Annotated in this window: 15 protein-coding genes and 1 tRNA gene; 13 read left to right on the top strand and 3 right to left on the bottom strand. The window is 44.8% G+C overall.

The features are described from left to right. The first annotated feature begins 37 nt into the window (after positions 1 to 37). Entirely contained in the window at positions 38 to 796 is a 759-nt protein-coding gene (gene surE, locus P2W76_RS04965) for a 5'/3'-nucleotidase SurE (protein WP_276346561.1), read from the top strand. Here the strand turns inward: surE and P2W76_RS04960 are convergent. The 3 genes from P2W76_RS04960 to P2W76_RS04950 are packed head-to-tail and all read right to left on the bottom strand — an operon-like array spanning position 788 to position 4793. Then, the gene (locus tag P2W76_RS04960; RefSeq protein WP_276346437.1) at positions 788 to 1021 is read right to left on the bottom strand and encodes a hypothetical protein; all 234 of its coding nucleotides are present in this window, start codon (positions 1019 to 1021) and stop codon (positions 788 to 790) included. The genes surE and P2W76_RS04960 overlap by 9 nt on opposite strands. Beyond that, complete coding sequence (locus P2W76_RS04955; RefSeq protein WP_276346436.1) at positions 1018 to 2349, bottom strand: PepSY-associated TM helix domain-containing protein; 1332 nt, start codon at positions 2347 to 2349, stop codon at positions 1018 to 1020. The genes P2W76_RS04960 and P2W76_RS04955 overlap by 4 nt, the downstream gene beginning before the upstream one ends. Before the next feature lie 5 nt (positions 2350 to 2354). Further along, positions 2355 to 4793 carry a TonB-dependent receptor gene (locus tag P2W76_RS04950; RefSeq protein ID WP_276346435.1) on the bottom strand — a complete coding sequence of 813 codons (2439 nt, stop codon included), beginning with the start codon at positions 4791 to 4793 and terminating at the stop codon, positions 2355 to 2357. A 129-nt stretch (positions 4794 to 4922) separates the two neighbouring features. On the opposite strand from P2W76_RS04950, the gene P2W76_RS04945 reads away from it, so the two are divergent. The 12 genes from P2W76_RS04945 (at position 4923) to P2W76_RS04890 (ending at position 15404) form a co-directional block, all read left to right on the top strand. After that, a complete protein-coding gene (locus P2W76_RS04945) occupies positions 4923 to 5684 on the top strand; it encodes an MBL fold metallo-hydrolase (protein WP_276346434.1) in 762 nt (253 codons plus the stop codon). 85 nt (positions 5685 to 5769) lie between these two features. Continuing rightward, on the top strand, positions 5770 to 6450 hold the full coding sequence (locus P2W76_RS04940) for a helix-turn-helix transcriptional regulator (RefSeq protein WP_276346433.1): 681 nt from the start codon (positions 5770 to 5772) through the stop codon (positions 6448 to 6450). 442 nt (positions 6451 to 6892) lie between these two features. Further along, positions 6893 to 7444, top strand: coding sequence for a YceI family protein (locus tag P2W76_RS04935; RefSeq protein WP_276346432.1), 552 nt, complete (start codon positions 6893 to 6895; stop codon positions 7442 to 7444). 10 nt (positions 7445 to 7454) lie between these two features. Beyond that, complete coding sequence (locus P2W76_RS04930) at positions 7455 to 8360, top strand: DUF5777 family beta-barrel protein (protein ID WP_276346431.1); 906 nt, start codon at positions 7455 to 7457, stop codon at positions 8358 to 8360. Positions 8361 to 8477: 117 nt separating this feature from the next. Further along, positions 8478 to 8921: a Rieske (2Fe-2S) protein gene (locus P2W76_RS04925; protein WP_276346430.1), complete on the top strand. Its 444-nt coding sequence runs from the start codon at positions 8478 to 8480 to the stop codon at positions 8919 to 8921. Positions 8922 to 9130: 209 nt separating this feature from the next. Beyond that, on the top strand, positions 9131 to 10957 hold the full coding sequence (locus tag P2W76_RS04920; RefSeq protein ID WP_276346429.1) for a serine hydrolase: 1827 nt from the start codon (positions 9131 to 9133) through the stop codon (positions 10955 to 10957). A gap of 37 nt (positions 10958 to 10994) precedes the next feature. Then, positions 10995 to 12461: an amidohydrolase family protein gene (locus P2W76_RS04915; protein WP_276346427.1), complete on the top strand. Its 1467-nt coding sequence runs from the start codon at positions 10995 to 10997 to the stop codon at positions 12459 to 12461. Positions 12462 to 12561: 100 nt separating this feature from the next. Then, entirely contained in the window at positions 12562 to 12888 is a 327-nt protein-coding gene (locus tag P2W76_RS04910; protein ID WP_276346426.1) for a metalloregulator ArsR/SmtB family transcription factor, read from the top strand. A 12-nt stretch (positions 12889 to 12900) separates the two neighbouring features. Then, entirely contained in the window at positions 12901 to 13368 is a 468-nt protein-coding gene (locus P2W76_RS04905; protein ID WP_276346425.1) for an SRPBCC domain-containing protein, read from the top strand. Between the two features lies 1 nt (position 13369). Beyond that, positions 13370 to 13786, top strand: coding sequence for a DoxX family protein (locus P2W76_RS04900; protein WP_276346424.1), 417 nt, complete (start codon positions 13370 to 13372; stop codon positions 13784 to 13786). A 356-nt stretch (positions 13787 to 14142) separates the two neighbouring features. After that, positions 14143 to 14700: a DUF4256 domain-containing protein gene (locus P2W76_RS04895; RefSeq protein ID WP_276346423.1), complete on the top strand. Its 558-nt coding sequence runs from the start codon at positions 14143 to 14145 to the stop codon at positions 14698 to 14700. 628 nt (positions 14701 to 15328) lie between these two features. Continuing rightward, positions 15329 to 15404 (top strand) — tRNA-Gly (locus P2W76_RS04890). Positions 15405 to 15528: the final 124 nt, after the last annotated feature.

Below are 15528 nucleotides of genomic sequence, written 5' to 3'. Positions count from 1 at the left end.
GGTGTTTTTTGTTGGAATTTAAACAAGTATTATTATGATGAGGATCCTGGTAACGAACGACGATGGTATTTATAGTCCTGGCATAGCTGCACTTGCAAGAGCTGCATTAAAATTCGGTGAGGTTCGGGTTGTAGCTCCTGATGTGGAACAATCTTCCATGGGGCATGCTGTTACACATTCTAAACCTCTTACATGTAAAAGGTCGCCGATAGAGTTTCCAGGCATTGAGGCTTACCGCGTAAATGGAACCCCGGCAGATTGCGTAGCACTGGGCACACATTTATGGGATCATGCCGACCTGGTGTTATCGGGGATCAATATGGGGCCGAACCTGGGCAACTCCATGTGGCATTCGGGAACTCTTGCCGCTGCAAAGCAAGGTGCCCTGCTGGGGATCAAAGCCGTTGCTTTAAGTACGCCTGTTGGTAAAACAGAACCAAACTGGGAAATTCTGGCTCCGTTCGTAGAGGAAGCTATCAGTTTGCTGCTTGATAATCCAGCTTTGGGGCTGTATAACGTTAATTTACCACCAGATCCCAAAGGGGTTCAATGGACCAGGCAGTCTGTGCGCCTGTACGACGGGCGGATAGTTCCTGGGACGGATCCGATGGGAAGAAAACATTACTGGTTTACCGTTACTCCTCTGGAACCAGCGGAGGAAGGAACCGACCGCTGGGCTGTCGAAAATGGTTTTGTCTCAATTACGCCTCTCAGGCTCGATCTTACCCATGAGGAGGAACTTAAGAAAGCTGTTGAAAAGAATCCTGTTGAAAGCAGCCGCGAAGTCTTAAAGTGAGAAAAGCAGAACAATAGTATACACCAACGCTCCCGGGATCATCAACACCTTTTTTTTTCTTATAACTCCTGCGACCAATACGATGGTAGACGAAAATACCAGCAGAGTGGTAAATGATAATATATTGTCTATAAATAATAAATAGAGCAGATGCACTACCGAAATATTCAATGCAAACAGGGAAAGAGGAATAAGATTATGTTCTACGAGTTTAAAGTCCTTCATTTCGAATGGGCCGGTTGCAGTTTCTTTCTGATGAATGTATAAATTGAATAAAGTATAAAGATTACCAGTGTACCGTTGATTAATATGGCCGCTGCCAGTGCTGCTTTGCTATATCCAATAAACATGCTTACCAGCGCCAGAGCGATCAGGACAAGCGTGATCACCATACAATAAATAAAAGTGGTTTTAAGAGGTGAGAAGCGGTTTCTCTTCTTCTTATCCATCCTGTAGAGGTAAACTACAAAGCCGCTGATAGAAAGAAAGCCACTTGTTAGTCCCAGTACCGCATACAGAATCTTTAAGCCAAGCCCGCCAAAGTCACCAAAATGCAGGGCTTCCTGGATGAAGTAAAACTTATGACTGAAGGGTGCCGTTCGGACGTCGTATTTGAATACGGGCTTAAGACCATTCTTAGAAATAACAAGCACGTTTGCGTTTCTTTCATAAGCCTGTCCGGCAATATTACCGTAAAACGATATGGTTGAGCTGCCATCGTCAGACGCCTTTATACCATTAGGTACAAGATCAGGGAATTCTTTTTTTGCAACCGCCAGCAAGTTATCCCAATGAACGGTTGTTTTTTTATCTTCTTCAGGACTGATTACAATTTCCGGCTTAAAATTATTTGGTGTTTTAATATTAAACCAGTTCATGAGCTTAGGCTGCAAGCCTAGCCATGCCCCGGTTATGGCAATGACTATGTTAAATGCCAGGGCGCTGATTCCAAATATTTTATGCCAGTCGGCCATTAAAATACGAAGACCCCGTCCTTTCCGCAGCTTGGGATAGGGCTGCCGTTTCATGAAATCACTGTAAATAAGCAGGCCGGTGATAGCTACTACAAGCAGTGCAATGCCGCCGAGTCCGACAAGTTGCCTTCCCCAGTAGCCATCGTACAGGCGCACGTGCATTTGACGCAGGTAATTGGCCAGGGAATTTTGCTGATTTCGTGTTCCGACGATTTCGTCTTTCCCGGCATCAACAAAAAAGTAATACCGCTGGAGACCAAGGCCCTTATCGCCGCCAACGAAAAAGTTCAGGCCCGCTACCTGCCCGGGTTTCTCAGGCAGATCGATGATAAGTCCGCTCATGCCAGGATACTGTTTTTCGGCCTGAGCAACAGACTTACCGATATTAAATGTCCTGGAAGGAGTGGACGAAACCGAATAATACTGCTTTTGAATGAACAGATCTATTTCGGGGATGAAAACCGCCAGCGCGCCGGTCAGGCTTAGCACAGCAATTACAATTCCGCAATATAACCCAGCCCAGTGGTGTATCCGCCACAGGAGCTTATTGTCTTTTTTAGCAGTATTACCCGGTGTCATGCGGATTAAAATGAGTAACCGACACCTACCATAAAGTTTCTCGGAGCACCCGGGAACAAACGGTTGTAATCATATCCCCCTAACCAGTGAGTTTTATCAAAGATGTTATTCAAATTAGCCGAGATCCGGAATTTATCGACGGTATAATATAAGGCGCCGTTGGCAACTACGTAAGAAGGCAGAACCAATATAAAGCTTGATGTATTTCTGTCGCCAACATAATTTCCGCCCAGCCCGACGCCGATACCTTTCAAAGCAGGACTGGTAAAGGTATACTTAGCCCATAAACCGCCCTGGGTTTTAGGTGCGTTTGGCAATAACCTTCCAACTTCCCCGGCTATTGTGCTTTCGGTTATCTTAGCGACACCGCGGGCGAAGTTAGCTGTAACACTCAAATTGCTTAAGATCTGACCATATATGTCAAGTTCAACACCACTTGATTGCTGCTGTCCGATCTGGCGTAGCATTTGAGGATTTCCCGGCGCGTTGGCATTGATCAGGATATTGTTTTGTTCTATTTTGTATACTGCAAGATTTACAGCAAGCCTTTTTTCGAAAAACTCAGATTTCGCACCACCCTCGATCATATTGCTAATAAGCGGATCAAACGGGCCTCCATAGATCTCAGGTGACCCAATAGTTGCAGCGCCTTGCGGTTGATAGCCCTCAGCGTAAGTACCATACAGACTGATCTGTTCTATCGGGGAATACACTAATCCTACACGCGGGATCGTCGCCTTTTGCTCTACCTCTTTTGAATTCGCTTTCTTATAGTTCACAATATCAGTATAGTACTCCTGTCTCAGGCCAAGCAAAGCCTGAAATTTTCCGAATTTAATCTGATCTTGAATATAGAAGCCATTAACAAAGTATTTGGTTACAGGCTGGCTGGAAGAAACATTAAAATACTGAGATATCTCGGAGATAGAATAGTCAGGGTTCACCAGGTCAAAGTGAGGTACGTTAGGTACCGGGCGATTGTTTACAATATAGTAAGCAGCACGGTTAGCGGGGTTATAGGTGGCGATGGTTCCGTTTCGGGCAGCGTTGATATAGCCGTTGGCATTATAATTCGAACTTCCTACAGGAGTTTCGTTCTGAAGGTAGTCGTAGCCCAGGAGTATCTTATGTTCCAGCGGGCCTGTTTTCAAGTCAGCTACCCCATATAAGGTAATATTATCGTTGTAATTCCTCGACTGGCGGCGAATGGTCTGCATTTCCATTAGTGTAGGGATCTGTACTCCCGCGGCATCAACTGCATATCTGTTCGATGTACGATGCTCAAGCAAGTCCTCATCATAGAGGAACTTCATATAGGACGCATTGAGAGTAACTTTATTACCCACCTTCCTCTGAATGGAAGTTGTTACATACATGTTTGTCTCTTTGCTGAAATCGTTGTTCTTCCCGATCGCAAATGAAATAGGAGTGGAGTTAAGGTCTGTACCCGCTGTGGCACCAAAAATCGGCTGGCCGCGGTCTAACTTGGCATTCGTTTTCGAATAAACAAAGTCGAAATTTACAAATGTTTTCTCATCAGGAATAAACGATACCGAAGGCGCGATAACAACATCCTGCCCTCCTTGTAGTTCGCGATAAGACTGCGCATTTTGATAAGCCAGGTTTAACCGGTAAAGCAAAGTCCGTGAATCATTCATCGGTCCGGTGAAATCTGAGGCTACGCGGAAGGTATTGAAACTCCCGGTGGCAAAGTTTATTGATTTCCGCGCTTCATCAAGGGGTTTCTTAGTAACCGTATTCACGGTGCCACCAGGATCGGAGTTTGCAAACAGGGCAGATGCAGGGCCTTTAATTACCTCAACACGTTCTACGTTGGGCAATAGCGATTGATTGAAGCTGGTGGTAGGATTTCTAAGTCCGTTAATGAGTGCGTTCCCGGCTCTGAAACCTCTAAGGGCGATGTCATTATTATAAAAAGAGAAGATTGAGGCTCCGCTTATATTCTTGACCACATCGCTTGTTTTGAATGCCATCTGGTCATCAATAACTTCCTTGGTAACATAGCTGATTGCCTGGGGGACGTACTTGAGCGGGGTTTCAGTTTTTGTGCCTGAAAAAGAACTTGTGTTTTTATATTTCTGTTCCTTACGCCCTACGATCTCCACACTCTGGAGCTGGTTTACCCTTTCAGAAAGTGTGATGTTTAGTGTATTCTGAGAACTGCTGAGTGTAAACGGCATGCGGCGGGTCTCGTAGCCTATTGAGGAAACTGTGAGGTTGAATGTTCCTTCTGCTAAGCCGCTGAATATAAAAATACCCTGTGAGTTAGTCACCGTGCTGAGGTTTTTCTCCATAAGACGTACGGTGGTTCCGGGAACCGGCCTGTCAAGGCTATCTGTTACTTTTCCCGATAATGTGATCTGGCTATAGGAAAAACCCGACAAAGCACATAAAATTATAAGCGTTAGTAAGTATCTTTTCATCTTTTATTAAGATTGATTATAAATTGCGGCAAATAACAGGAAAAGTTAATTCAAAAACAAATTATTTGTATTTAATCTAAATAAATTGGACGTTATCTTACAGTAAGCCTCTGACGGTTCAAAACATTGATGTATAAGCTCTGTTTCAGAAGTATGGATACTGCTTCGGTGAAAATCATTGGTTGCGGCGATGCCTTCGGCAGCGGAGGGCAATTAAACACATGCTTTTATCTGAAAAATAATTCGGTTAAGGCCCTTATTGATTGCGGGGCGAGTTCTTTGCCTGCATTGAAATCCCATAAGGTACCGCTTCCGGATATTGATGCCATCATCATCACCCACTTTCATGGCGATCACTATGGAGGGCTTCCCTTTGTGCTTTTGTACCTGGCAACTTACGGACAAAAGAAGAAGCTTAATATAATATCGCCGCCTGGTTGTCTTGAGAAGCTGAAAAGTTTGCTGGCTTTGCTATATCCCGGCTCCCAGGTATTAGAAAAGCTTGAAATTGAGTTCTGGTCTTTCAATAACAGCAAGATCTTCCATCTGGGAGACCTGACCGTAGAAAGCTTCCCTGTTTTTCATACCAAAGAAGCGTTGCCTCACGGGGTCAGGCTTGGCCTGGGCGGTAAGGTTGTAAGTTATTCGGGCGATACCGGGTGGACGGATACGCTTATTTCACTTGCAGACAGGGCCGACCTGTTTATTTGCGAGTGCTGCTTTTATACAATGGAGGTTAAAGGGCACATGAATTACCTACAGCTCCGGGAGCACCTGAGCCGTCTTAATTGCAAAAGGATCCTTCTCACTCATTTCGATAAAGAGATGCTGATAAATATTAAGAACATCGAGCTGGAGTATGCCGAAGAGGGTATGAGGTATGAGGTATAAAGTAATTTGGAAAGCAGATTTTTGTTTTACGGGAAATACTGGTTGCACCATGTTTTAAAAAGATTTAACTTGTTGCACGTTTACGATGGATATATATACAGGGCGGGAGAGCTTGGAAGACCAGATCAGGATAGTAGCTGCAGGAGCAGAAAAACTTCCGGGTGTTACCATTATTCATAATATAAGTGACTGGACAGTTACCTGGATGTCTGCTTACGGTCTCAATGAGCTCAATATTTCTCTTGAAGAAATTACCAGCATGAGCGCCAAAGAATATTATTCAAGATTTTTTAATGAGGAAGATTCCAAGGATTATGTTCCTAAGATCCTGGGATTACTGGAGAGCAAAGATTTCAACCAGATAATTACTTACTTTCAGCAGGTGAGGGTTGCAGGAAAATCCGATTGGACCTGGCATATGAGTAGTTCCAGGGTATTTATGCGTGATGTCCACGGAAAACCTCTTTATACGATCACTGTCTCTTTTCCTATCGATGCCATGCATCATATGACTACCAAGGCCGCGCGCGTACTGGAAGAGAACAATTTTTTAAGGAAAAACTTTCAGAAGTTTTCCAAACTTAGTCAGCGGGAACGAGAAGTTTTAAAAGAACTTGCCCTCGGAAAGAGCTCGGCAGAAACCGCCGTGGAGCTGTTTATTTCTTTAAGTACCGTCGACACTCACAGAAAAAATATCCGCAAGAAGCTTGGAACTTCTTCGTATTATGAACTTTGCCAATATGCACGCTCCTTTGATTTGATTTGACGCCCTGCTATTCGCTCAACTTGCACCGGCCATTTGGAAAATAAATTCCCGTTCCACAAGTGTCCGGTAAAGGTTTTACTTTTCGACCGCCTTCTGGGTCAAGCCTACTTGTATTTTACAGGGGGCTTGCTTTTAAAAATTGGCAAAAAACATCCAATGCGAGGCGTAAAAACATATTTTATAGAGATTCCAATTTTACCCGGACACTAGTAATTCCCTTTCTTTTACCTTTGGAAGAACCTTCCTTGTTATCTTCTGAAATGTAAGTCTTTTATGCCCCCGGCACGCTATGGTTTCCATGCCTTAATGGCAGCTATTTTTTTAATAAGGCAACCATTAATTAACTTCTTACGTGTTGTCAATGAAACACAATTCCTGATCTAAGGGAATTGAGAATTCCGTCTTCAAAATGGACTGATGCCTGGTTTCGTAAAAGCAAAAAATGATGTTTACAACGCTGCTGATAGGATTTTTAATAGCATCTATCCCCCGGGTTGAGAGTGCGGCATCTGTATTTGTTACTAAAAATGCAGAATTGACCCTGTTCTCCGAAGCGCCAATGGAAAATATAGAGGCGGTTTCCAGAAACGCTTACGGCGTGGTGAATATCAACAGCGGTGAGATCCAGTTTGGAGTATCGATCAGGAGCTTCCAGTTCCGCAAAAGTTTGATGCGCGAGCATTTTAATGAAAATTACATGGAATCTGATAAATACCCCGTAGCCAAATTCAAAGGTAAGCTGAATATGCCGCTTGAGATTTCGAGGGACGGTGAATATCAGGTAACAGCAACCGGAGATCTTGAAGTACATGGAGTTACAAAAAGGCGATCTGTTTCGGGAACTGTTAAAGTTGTAAACGGCAAACTGGAAATTTATTCAGTGTTTGACGTAAAATGCCAGGATCATAATATAAAGATACCAGCACTTGTATTTAAAAATATAGCAGAAACCATTAGAATAACCTTTAAAGGTACTTTTAGTACCCTAACCTAAAACCAAATTTATGAGTAAGATCTATACCGTTCTGATAGGACTTTTACTATCGGCTTACCAGGGAACTGCCCAAAATGTCGACTCGTTGATGAAGGATATATCCTCAGAAACCGAGCCGGAAGCAGTAGGTGCATCATTTAAATCGAGCCGGCTGATCCTTTCTCAAACCACTACCATGGTGAAAAAGTATGATCTTGATTTTAAGGTCATACATCGGTTTGGAGATATTGGGGGAACAGACGGGGGCTCTAAAACTCTATATGGATTTGATAACTCCGCCGATATTTATATCGGGTTTGATTATGGCATATCCGACAGGCTGAATATCGGCTTCGGAAGAAGTAAATTTGAGCAACTATTAGATCTTCAGCTGAAGTATGCTTTCCTGCAGCAAAAAGAAAAGGAAGGTTCGCCAATTTCTCTGAGCGCACTGATTAAAGCGGGCTTTACACCGTATAAAGTGAACACTGCTGTCTTTGATGATTATGGGAACCGCTTCTCTTATTTTGTACAGGGAATAATATCCCGGAAATTTTCTTCAAACTTTTCTCTGCAAGTCACCCCAGGCTTTTTGTTCCGCAATGTTGTTTTATCGCCCGGAGATGAAGAGACCCTGTTTTCGACGGGCATTGCCGGACGCTATAAATTCACTAAGCGCTTCGGAATCGTCGCCGATTATTATCTGATCAATTCAGACTACCGGAAAAATAATACCAGTACCAGCTTCTACAACCCTTTGGGACTGGGGATCGAGATCGAAACAGGCGGACATGTTTTTACGATGAACTTCGCCAACGTGAAAGCAATTGCCGAAAACAATTTCCTTCCGAATTCCACATCCTCATGGGGCAAGGGACAATACCGCTTCGGCTTCACGATATCCCGGATGTTTACCCTTCACAAACAGAAACCTTAAATAAACTAAATATTACTAAATGAAACCCGCATGAGCTTACCAGCCAAACAACGATAGAAAGATAAGCTCATGCAAGCTTCCCCGCATGTGCGGAATTTAAAAAACAATTATACACTCATGAAAAGAACAGAGTTTTTAAACACCCTCGGAATAGGGTTAGCAGCTGCCTGTACGGGATGTCTGGCCAGTTGCGGAAAAGGCGGAGAAGCTACCCCAGGAGGTGGCGCTGTAATTCCACCACCGGTACCACCTGCAGGCGTAAATTTTACCCTGGATCTTAATACGGAACTGAAGACAGTAGGTGAGTCTAAAACAAACAGCGGCGTTATCGTCGTCAGGTTGGCTGCATCGAATGTACCGGCTTCGTTTACCGCGGTACAAGTTGCCTGCACACATGAAGGGACCTCTATCGCATTTAACACTAACCAGGGCAATTTTGTGTGCCCTAATCATGGCAGTGTTTTTAATAGTACAGGAGCCGTTACAACCGGCCCGGCGACAACAAATTTGAAAAAATATAATATTGCTGTAAGTGGTACCACCTTAACCGTTACCGGTTAATGTGGTAAGTAGAGGGGGCGGCTGGTTGAAGCCAGTCGCCTTTGTACCAATTTATTTTCATTCGCCTAGAATATAGTAAGTTATCTTGCGTTTTTAAAGTAATTGAGATATTTTAGCTTAAGTGGATCGGGAATGGGGATTCCTGATCAGGGGGTCCGGGCAAGCCGTTAGGCTTCCGGACTAGTGTAAACGCTTTTTATATTGTTGTTTTGGGGAAAAATTTTTGGACTAGAGGAATAGCCTGTGTAGGTATTAGTATAGGTGTATTTCTGGTGATCGTTGTGTTTGGAGGATTTAACGGCCGTGTAAATCCGGTGGAAATTACAGCCGACTTAAATTTGACGCCGGATGCTCAGCAAACGGCTGTATTGTTAAATAATTCTTCTGCTACGATCCCATTGGTGAATCTCAGGGATCGCAGTATTGCTTCCATAAATATTGGAATACAGCACTCTGAGGTTTTCAATGCCATGCTGCGTAACTATGCTCCCGTTGCCGCGATAGATATTGTTAATGCAACACCTGAGCTGATCGAAGCTTACACAACACTTATTATACAGGTAAACTCAGAGTCGCTCGCATATCCTGAAACGCTTAACTATATACTAGGCCTGCAGGAGCGAAAAGAGGTGATATTGGTCGGATATGGTAACACACACGCACTGAAACTTCTTTCCTCATTCAAGTCACCCATTATATGGAACCCGGACATTTCAGCAGCATCAGCCGATTACTCAGCACAGCTGATCTTTGGCGGAACAACTGCCCATAACCGGTTAAATGAATACGTCAGCGATATATATCCTGCGGGAGCTGGTTATTCTACAGAAAAGATCAGACTTAAATACTCTGCGCCCGAAGAAGTCGGCATCAGTTCAATGAACCTGAATAAGATAGATCGTATTGTAAATGAAGCTATTAGTCAGCATGCAACGCCAAGCGCGGTAGTCATGGTGGTGAAGAATGGCAACGTGATATTTAATAAAGCATACGGCTCCCATACTTACGATGCAGTGGAACCGACTCAGACCGATGACATCTATGACCTTGCATCGATAACAAAGACTGCAGCCACCACCATTGCCGTAATGCGCCTATATGAGCAGCAAAAGCTCGATCTTGATGCCAGCATCGGTTCTTATTTTCCATTAGCCAAGGAAACAAATAAGGAATTTATCCCTTTGAAAGAGGTAATGCTGCACCAGGCGGGCTTTGTTAACCTTGATTTTTTCAGCGGCATCAAATCGCAGGACCATAGTACCGACTCCTCTTTTTTCTATCCGGTAAAAGTGACCGACAATTATTTTGTGCGAAGGAATTATTATCAGGAAGCCATGCTGCCAAGAATGCTGCGCTCACCGATCAAAACCCGTGGACAGTATGTATATAGCGATATCAGTATGTATATGATGAAAGAAGTTGTGGAACACCAGGCAGGTACTTCTCTTGATCAATATGTACAGAACGAATTTTACAAGCCCCTGGGCATGCGGACCGCAGGGTTTAACCCCCGTCGCCGTTTCGAAAAAGAGAAAATAGTGCCCACAGAGCAGGATAATTATTTCCGTAAGACCCTGTTGCAGGGTTATGTACACGACCAGGGGGCGGCTTTGGTAAATGGTGTTTCGGGGCATGCCGGCTTGTTTGCAAGCGCCAATGATCTTGCTATCCTGAACCAGGTTTTGCTCAACGGCGGAAAATATGGCGGGGTAGAGTATTTTAAACCTGAGACAATAAACCTGTTCACCTCCCGCCAGTCGGACGTAAGCAGGCGTGGCTTAGGTTTCGACAGGAGTGAAGGTAGTGGTTACCCTTCTGCTTTAGCTTCTTCGGGCACCTACGGTCATACAGGCTATACAGGTACTTGCGTTTGGGTGGATCCGAAAAATGACCTGATATACATATTCTTATCAAACCGCGTTTATCCATCAGTAACCAACAGGCTGAATAGCCTGAGGATCCGTCCGAGGATACAGGATGCGATTTATGAGGCTATAGCAAAACGCATAGATTTTAACGAAAGTGCTGGTGGGTAGCGGGGTGCCGGTTCTCAAATTTCCTAAGAGCTCATTATTGGTTCTTGCCTTAGTGATATGCTTTTGCTGCCCGGTGGAGGCACAGACAAGCAAGATATACGATATTGTACTGCAAGGCGGCCGTGTCATTGATCCGGAAACCGGATTAGATACGGTTAAAAATGTAGGTATTATCAATAACAGGATTGATGAAATCTCATCCAAACCCCTCCGGGGCAAAGAAATTGTTAATGTTTCCGGCTTAGTCGTCGCTCCGGGCTTCATAGATCTGCATGTCCACGGAAGAACAAACCAGGAGCAGGAATACCAGTTGCATGACGGGGTAACAACAGCTCTGGAAACGGAATTTGGGACAGAGTTTTTGACCCAGTGGTATGCTTCGCGTAAATCGAAAGCCCTGATCAATTACGGCGCAAGTGTTTCATGGGCATTTGAGCGGTTCCGGACTCTGGGAAACTTTAACAAAGAGTTGAATCAGCTTAAACAGACGGTCGTGAGCGGTGAATCTGGCTGGCAAAACCTGTTTAATACCATTCAACCTACCTATACGAACAGCCTTTCCCCGGATCAAACCAACCTGACACTCGCAAATATCAGGAAATCGCTTGATGAGGGAGCTCTTGGTATTGGCGTTCCGATAGCCTATGTGCCTGGAGCAAAGCCAGACGAAATATTCGAGGTCTACAAATTAGCCGCCGGATTGCAAGCCCCCGTGTTTACGCATGTAAGGGAAGCCGGAATAATGGCTTTCCAGCAGGCTATTGCCGACGCAGCAGTAACAGGTGCACCTCTGCATATCTGCCATATCAACAGTTCGTCGCAGGGGGAGATCTATTTTGCCATTGAACTTATTCAGGCAGCCAGAAGCAGAGGGCTCGATATTACAGCGGAACTGTATCCGTATACTGCCTCATCAACAAAACTTGAAAGCGCTCTTTTTAACGATGGATGGCAGCAAAGAAGGAACATCAGCTATGGAGATCTGCAATGGGTTGCCACGGGCGAACGTCTCACAAAGGAAACCTTTGACAGCTACAGGAAATCGGGCGGAATAGTTATCATTCATTCCATGCAGCCGGAATGGATAAAAGCCGGAATTGCCGCCAGTGGTATTATGATAGCATCCGATGCCGTGCCCTACGCCAGGCTGGCGCATCCGAGGTCGGCCGGTGCTTTTTCTCGGGTGCTGGGCAAATATGTGCGTGATGAAAAAGTACTCAGCCTGCCCGACGCCATTGAAAAGATGACCCTGCTGCCGGCCAAAAGGCTTGAGGGCATTTCGCCGATGATGAAGCAGAAGGGAAGGATACAGGTTGGTTCTGACGCCGACATCACCATTTTCGATCCGAAAACGATTATCGACAAAGCTACATTTGAGAAAGGTCTGGAGTTTTCAGAAGGTGTGGAACACGTGCTCGTCAATGGGAGCTTTGTGCTGAGGAATGGTAATACTGTGAGTAATGTCTTCCCCGGGCAACCCATTTACGGAAAGTACAGGAAGTAAATATCGTACTTCTTCTTTCCTAAGTTCCCAATTAAAAAAAATCATTTTCTTCTTGCGTAGTTAAATAGCTACAGATATATTTGTAGTCAAATAGCTACATATGAATTTAAGACGGGATGTATTTCAAGCCATAGCAGATCCTACGAGGAGGGCTATACTGCTGTTGGTAGCCTCGCAGTCGATGACAGCCGGGGCGATTGCATCGAACTTTGACACAGCAAGGCCCACGGTTTCAAAGCACCTGCAAATACTAACAGAGTGCGAATTGCTTGCACAGGAGCAAAACGGAAGAGAGATCTACTATCATACCAATGCCAGTAAAATGAAGGCGGTAGCCGACTTTATAGAGCCCTTCCGGCAGATGTGGGATTACCGGTTTAATAAGCTGGAAAGCATCATGAAAAACTACCCTGGTAAAAATGAATGACACCTTAGAAATATGGGATTAAAAACAAAGATCGACGCTGAAGACGGTAAGCACTACCTCGTGATCACCAGGGAATTTGACCTGCCCCTGGAAATGCTTTTTAAAGCATATGTGGAGCCTGAAATTGTAGAACAATGGATGGGGACCAAGGTTCTTAAACTGGAGAGCAGAAGGCATGGCAGCTGGCAATTTCAAACATCCGATCCACAGGGGAACATCTTGTTGCAATCCGGCGGGGTAATTCACGACTTTGTTCCAAACTCGAAGATCATCCGTACGTTCGAAATGGAAAATACACCATTTCCTGTCCAGCTTGAGTTCCTGGAATTCGAACAGTTAAATCACGATACCAGCAAGCTCACGATGCAAATTGTATACAAGTCGGTTGCCGACAGGGACGCAATGCTCAAATTGCCTTTTGCTAAGGGCATAAATATGGCACATAACCGGCTTCAGGAAGTCGTAAACAACTTAAAATAGTATGACCAAAAGAAGATCGTCTGCCGACAGGACAGGCAAAATTATCTACTGGATCGCCACAGTCTGGCTCTCCCTGGGAATGACCTCAACAGGTGTAGTACAATTAATGAAGATGAAAGAGGAAGTTACTATGATGGAACGATTAGGATATCCCGTCTACCTCCTTACCATACTGGGAATCTGGAAATTGTTAGGAGTTATCACGGTTCTTATCCCTAAATTTCCTATTGTTAAAGAATGGGCATATGCAGGTTTCTTCTTTACTGCCTCAGGCGCTGTATTCTCTCATTTAGCTGTCGGGGACGGTGTGGCAGAATTATTTGGACCGGTGTTGCTATTGGTACTGACCGCGGTGTCCTGGTATTTCAGGCCTGCAGACAGGAGAGCAGTTCAATTAAGTAACACCAGTGCGGGTTAAAGGTATTTGTTCTTCGACCGCGAAGGCGGTCGTATGTTTATAGTTGTCAGATATTTCCGACAAAACGACCCCGAAGGTGGTCGAATGTTTATAGAATGAATATTAGGCGAGAAATCCCGACCCCGGAGGTGGTCGTATGTGGAGACGGTGTACATGCGACCACCTTTGGGGTCGGGAAACTGCTGGAAGCAATTTATCTATAAACATGTGACCACCTTCGGGGTCAAGCTACCTGTGGTTTGTATAAGAAGACTAAATTTTTAAAGCGACTAAAAACTCAATGTATAAAATTGATACACATTTAATAAAGAATTTAATTTTACCCTGTCAATTGTGATTACCAATAAGCTGAACAAATGAAAAAGAAACTATCCCCAGAGCAACATGCAGATCTTCTCAAAACGTTGAAGGACCGTTTTGAGAAAAATATGGATCGCCATAAGGGGCTGGAATGGGCTCAGATCCAGGCAAAGCTGGAAAAAGATGAAAAAAAACTTTGGTCGCTCGATGATATGGAGATATCGGGCGGTGAACCGGATGTTGTAGGATATGATCAAAAGACCGGCGAGTTCATTTTTTATGATTGTTCACCCGAAAGTCCAAAAGGACGGCGGAGCATTTGCTATGATCCCAAAGCGCTGGAATCCAGGAAGGAGCATAAGCCGGCAGACAGCGCTATCAATATGGCCGCCGACATGGGCATCGAGATCTTAACGGAAGAAGAATACCGGGAACTGCAGAAGTTCGGAAAATTCGATGCCAAGACATCCAGCTGGGTAAAAACCCCTGCTGATATCAGGAAGGCCGGGGGAGCTCTCTTCTGCGACTGGCGATACGGACATGTGTTCACCTATCACAACGGGGCAGAGTCTTATTATGCTGCAAGGGGTTTCCGGGGTTCGCTAAGGGTCTAATAGGTAACCGGTCTTACACGATATAGCTATCAGCGCGGAAACATTTCTTCCGGAAAAGTACACGTTGTTCGAGTCGGACGAGACAAGGATCCCACACTGCTCCGAGACAGATGCCAGACAACTCCAGGACAGATGGCAGACAACTCCAAGACAAGTCCGAAGAACGTCCCACTTTTCTTCTGCATTTCTCCCGGATTTACCCGGGAGCCCTTTAGGAATTCTTCGGGAAAAATACCGCGTTTCTTGCAGTGTTCTTCGGGACTTATTCGGGAAAACCCCCCATTTGTCCGGGAACTCTTCGGGAAACGTTCGGGAAAAGGGCCTTTTCTTTGGGAAATCTTCGACAGCGGTCGAAGAGCTCTACAAGAGTTCCGAAAGAAATGCCGGTAATGGATGGGTCTTTGGCTGGAGCTGTCTGCCCTCCGTCTTCTTTCAATCTGCCACTTGTCTTCCTTCAGTCTGGTACCAGGGTAGGAGACTTATAGAAAGTTTGCCAGATTTTTATGAAGCGAAGCATTGACACGATAATGTATGTCCTGATTAGCAAGCTCTTAAATCCGCACCCTCAAAAAAAATAAAAAATGCTTGACAGAAGCGCTTTTCTGTCTATATTTGCACTCACCAAAACGCGAAAGTAGCTCAGTTGGTAGAGCACGACCTTGCCAAGGTCGGGGTCGCGAGTTCGAATCTCGTCTTTCGCTCCAAATCCCTTCCCAACCAGGAAGGGATTTAAGTTTAAAGGAAAAACACTGCCGGCAAGGCATAACCATTCGCTCGGATGGTGGATCCCGATAGTAATCGGGAGGTAGACACCCCTGCTGGGTTGTT

The organism is Daejeonella sp. JGW-45, assembly GCF_029360805.1.
Lineage (GTDB): Bacteria > Bacteroidota > Bacteroidia > Sphingobacteriales > Sphingobacteriaceae > Daejeonella.
This window is presented reverse-complemented; position numbering and strand designations above follow the sequence as displayed.

What these genes read in the sequence shown, in the direction of transcription:
- surE (WP_276346561.1), top strand. Translation starts at nt 38, where the DNA reads ATGAGGATCCTGGTAACGAACGACGATGGTATTTATAGTCCTGGCATA.
- P2W76_RS04960 (WP_276346437.1), bottom strand. Translation starts at nt 1,021, where the DNA reads ATGAAGGACTTTAAACTCGTAGAACATAATCTTATTCCTCTTTCCCTG.
- P2W76_RS04955 (WP_276346436.1), bottom strand. Translation starts at nt 2,349, where the DNA reads ATGACACCGGGTAATACTGCTAAAAAAGACAATAAGCTCCTGTGGCGG.
- P2W76_RS04950 (WP_276346435.1), bottom strand. Translation starts at nt 4,793, where the DNA reads ATGAAAAGATACTTACTAACGCTTATAATTTTATGTGCTTTGTCGGGT.
- P2W76_RS04945 (WP_276346434.1), top strand. Translation starts at nt 4,923, where the DNA reads ATGTATAAGCTCTGTTTCAGAAGTATGGATACTGCTTCGGTGAAAATC.
- P2W76_RS04940 (WP_276346433.1), top strand. Translation starts at nt 5,770, where the DNA reads ATGGATATATATACAGGGCGGGAGAGCTTGGAAGACCAGATCAGGATA.
- P2W76_RS04935 (WP_276346432.1), top strand. Translation starts at nt 6,893, where the DNA reads ATGATGTTTACAACGCTGCTGATAGGATTTTTAATAGCATCTATCCCC.
- P2W76_RS04930 (WP_276346431.1), top strand. Translation starts at nt 7,455, where the DNA reads ATGAGTAAGATCTATACCGTTCTGATAGGACTTTTACTATCGGCTTAC.
- P2W76_RS04925 (WP_276346430.1), top strand. Translation starts at nt 8,478, where the DNA reads ATGAAAAGAACAGAGTTTTTAAACACCCTCGGAATAGGGTTAGCAGCT.
- P2W76_RS04910 (WP_276346426.1), top strand. Translation starts at nt 12,562, where the DNA reads ATGAATTTAAGACGGGATGTATTTCAAGCCATAGCAGATCCTACGAGG.
- P2W76_RS04905 (WP_276346425.1), top strand. Translation starts at nt 12,901, where the DNA reads ATGGGATTAAAAACAAAGATCGACGCTGAAGACGGTAAGCACTACCTC.
- P2W76_RS04900 (WP_276346424.1), top strand. Translation starts at nt 13,370, where the DNA reads ATGACCAAAAGAAGATCGTCTGCCGACAGGACAGGCAAAATTATCTAC.
- P2W76_RS04895 (WP_276346423.1), top strand. Translation starts at nt 14,143, where the DNA reads ATGAAAAAGAAACTATCCCCAGAGCAACATGCAGATCTTCTCAAAACG.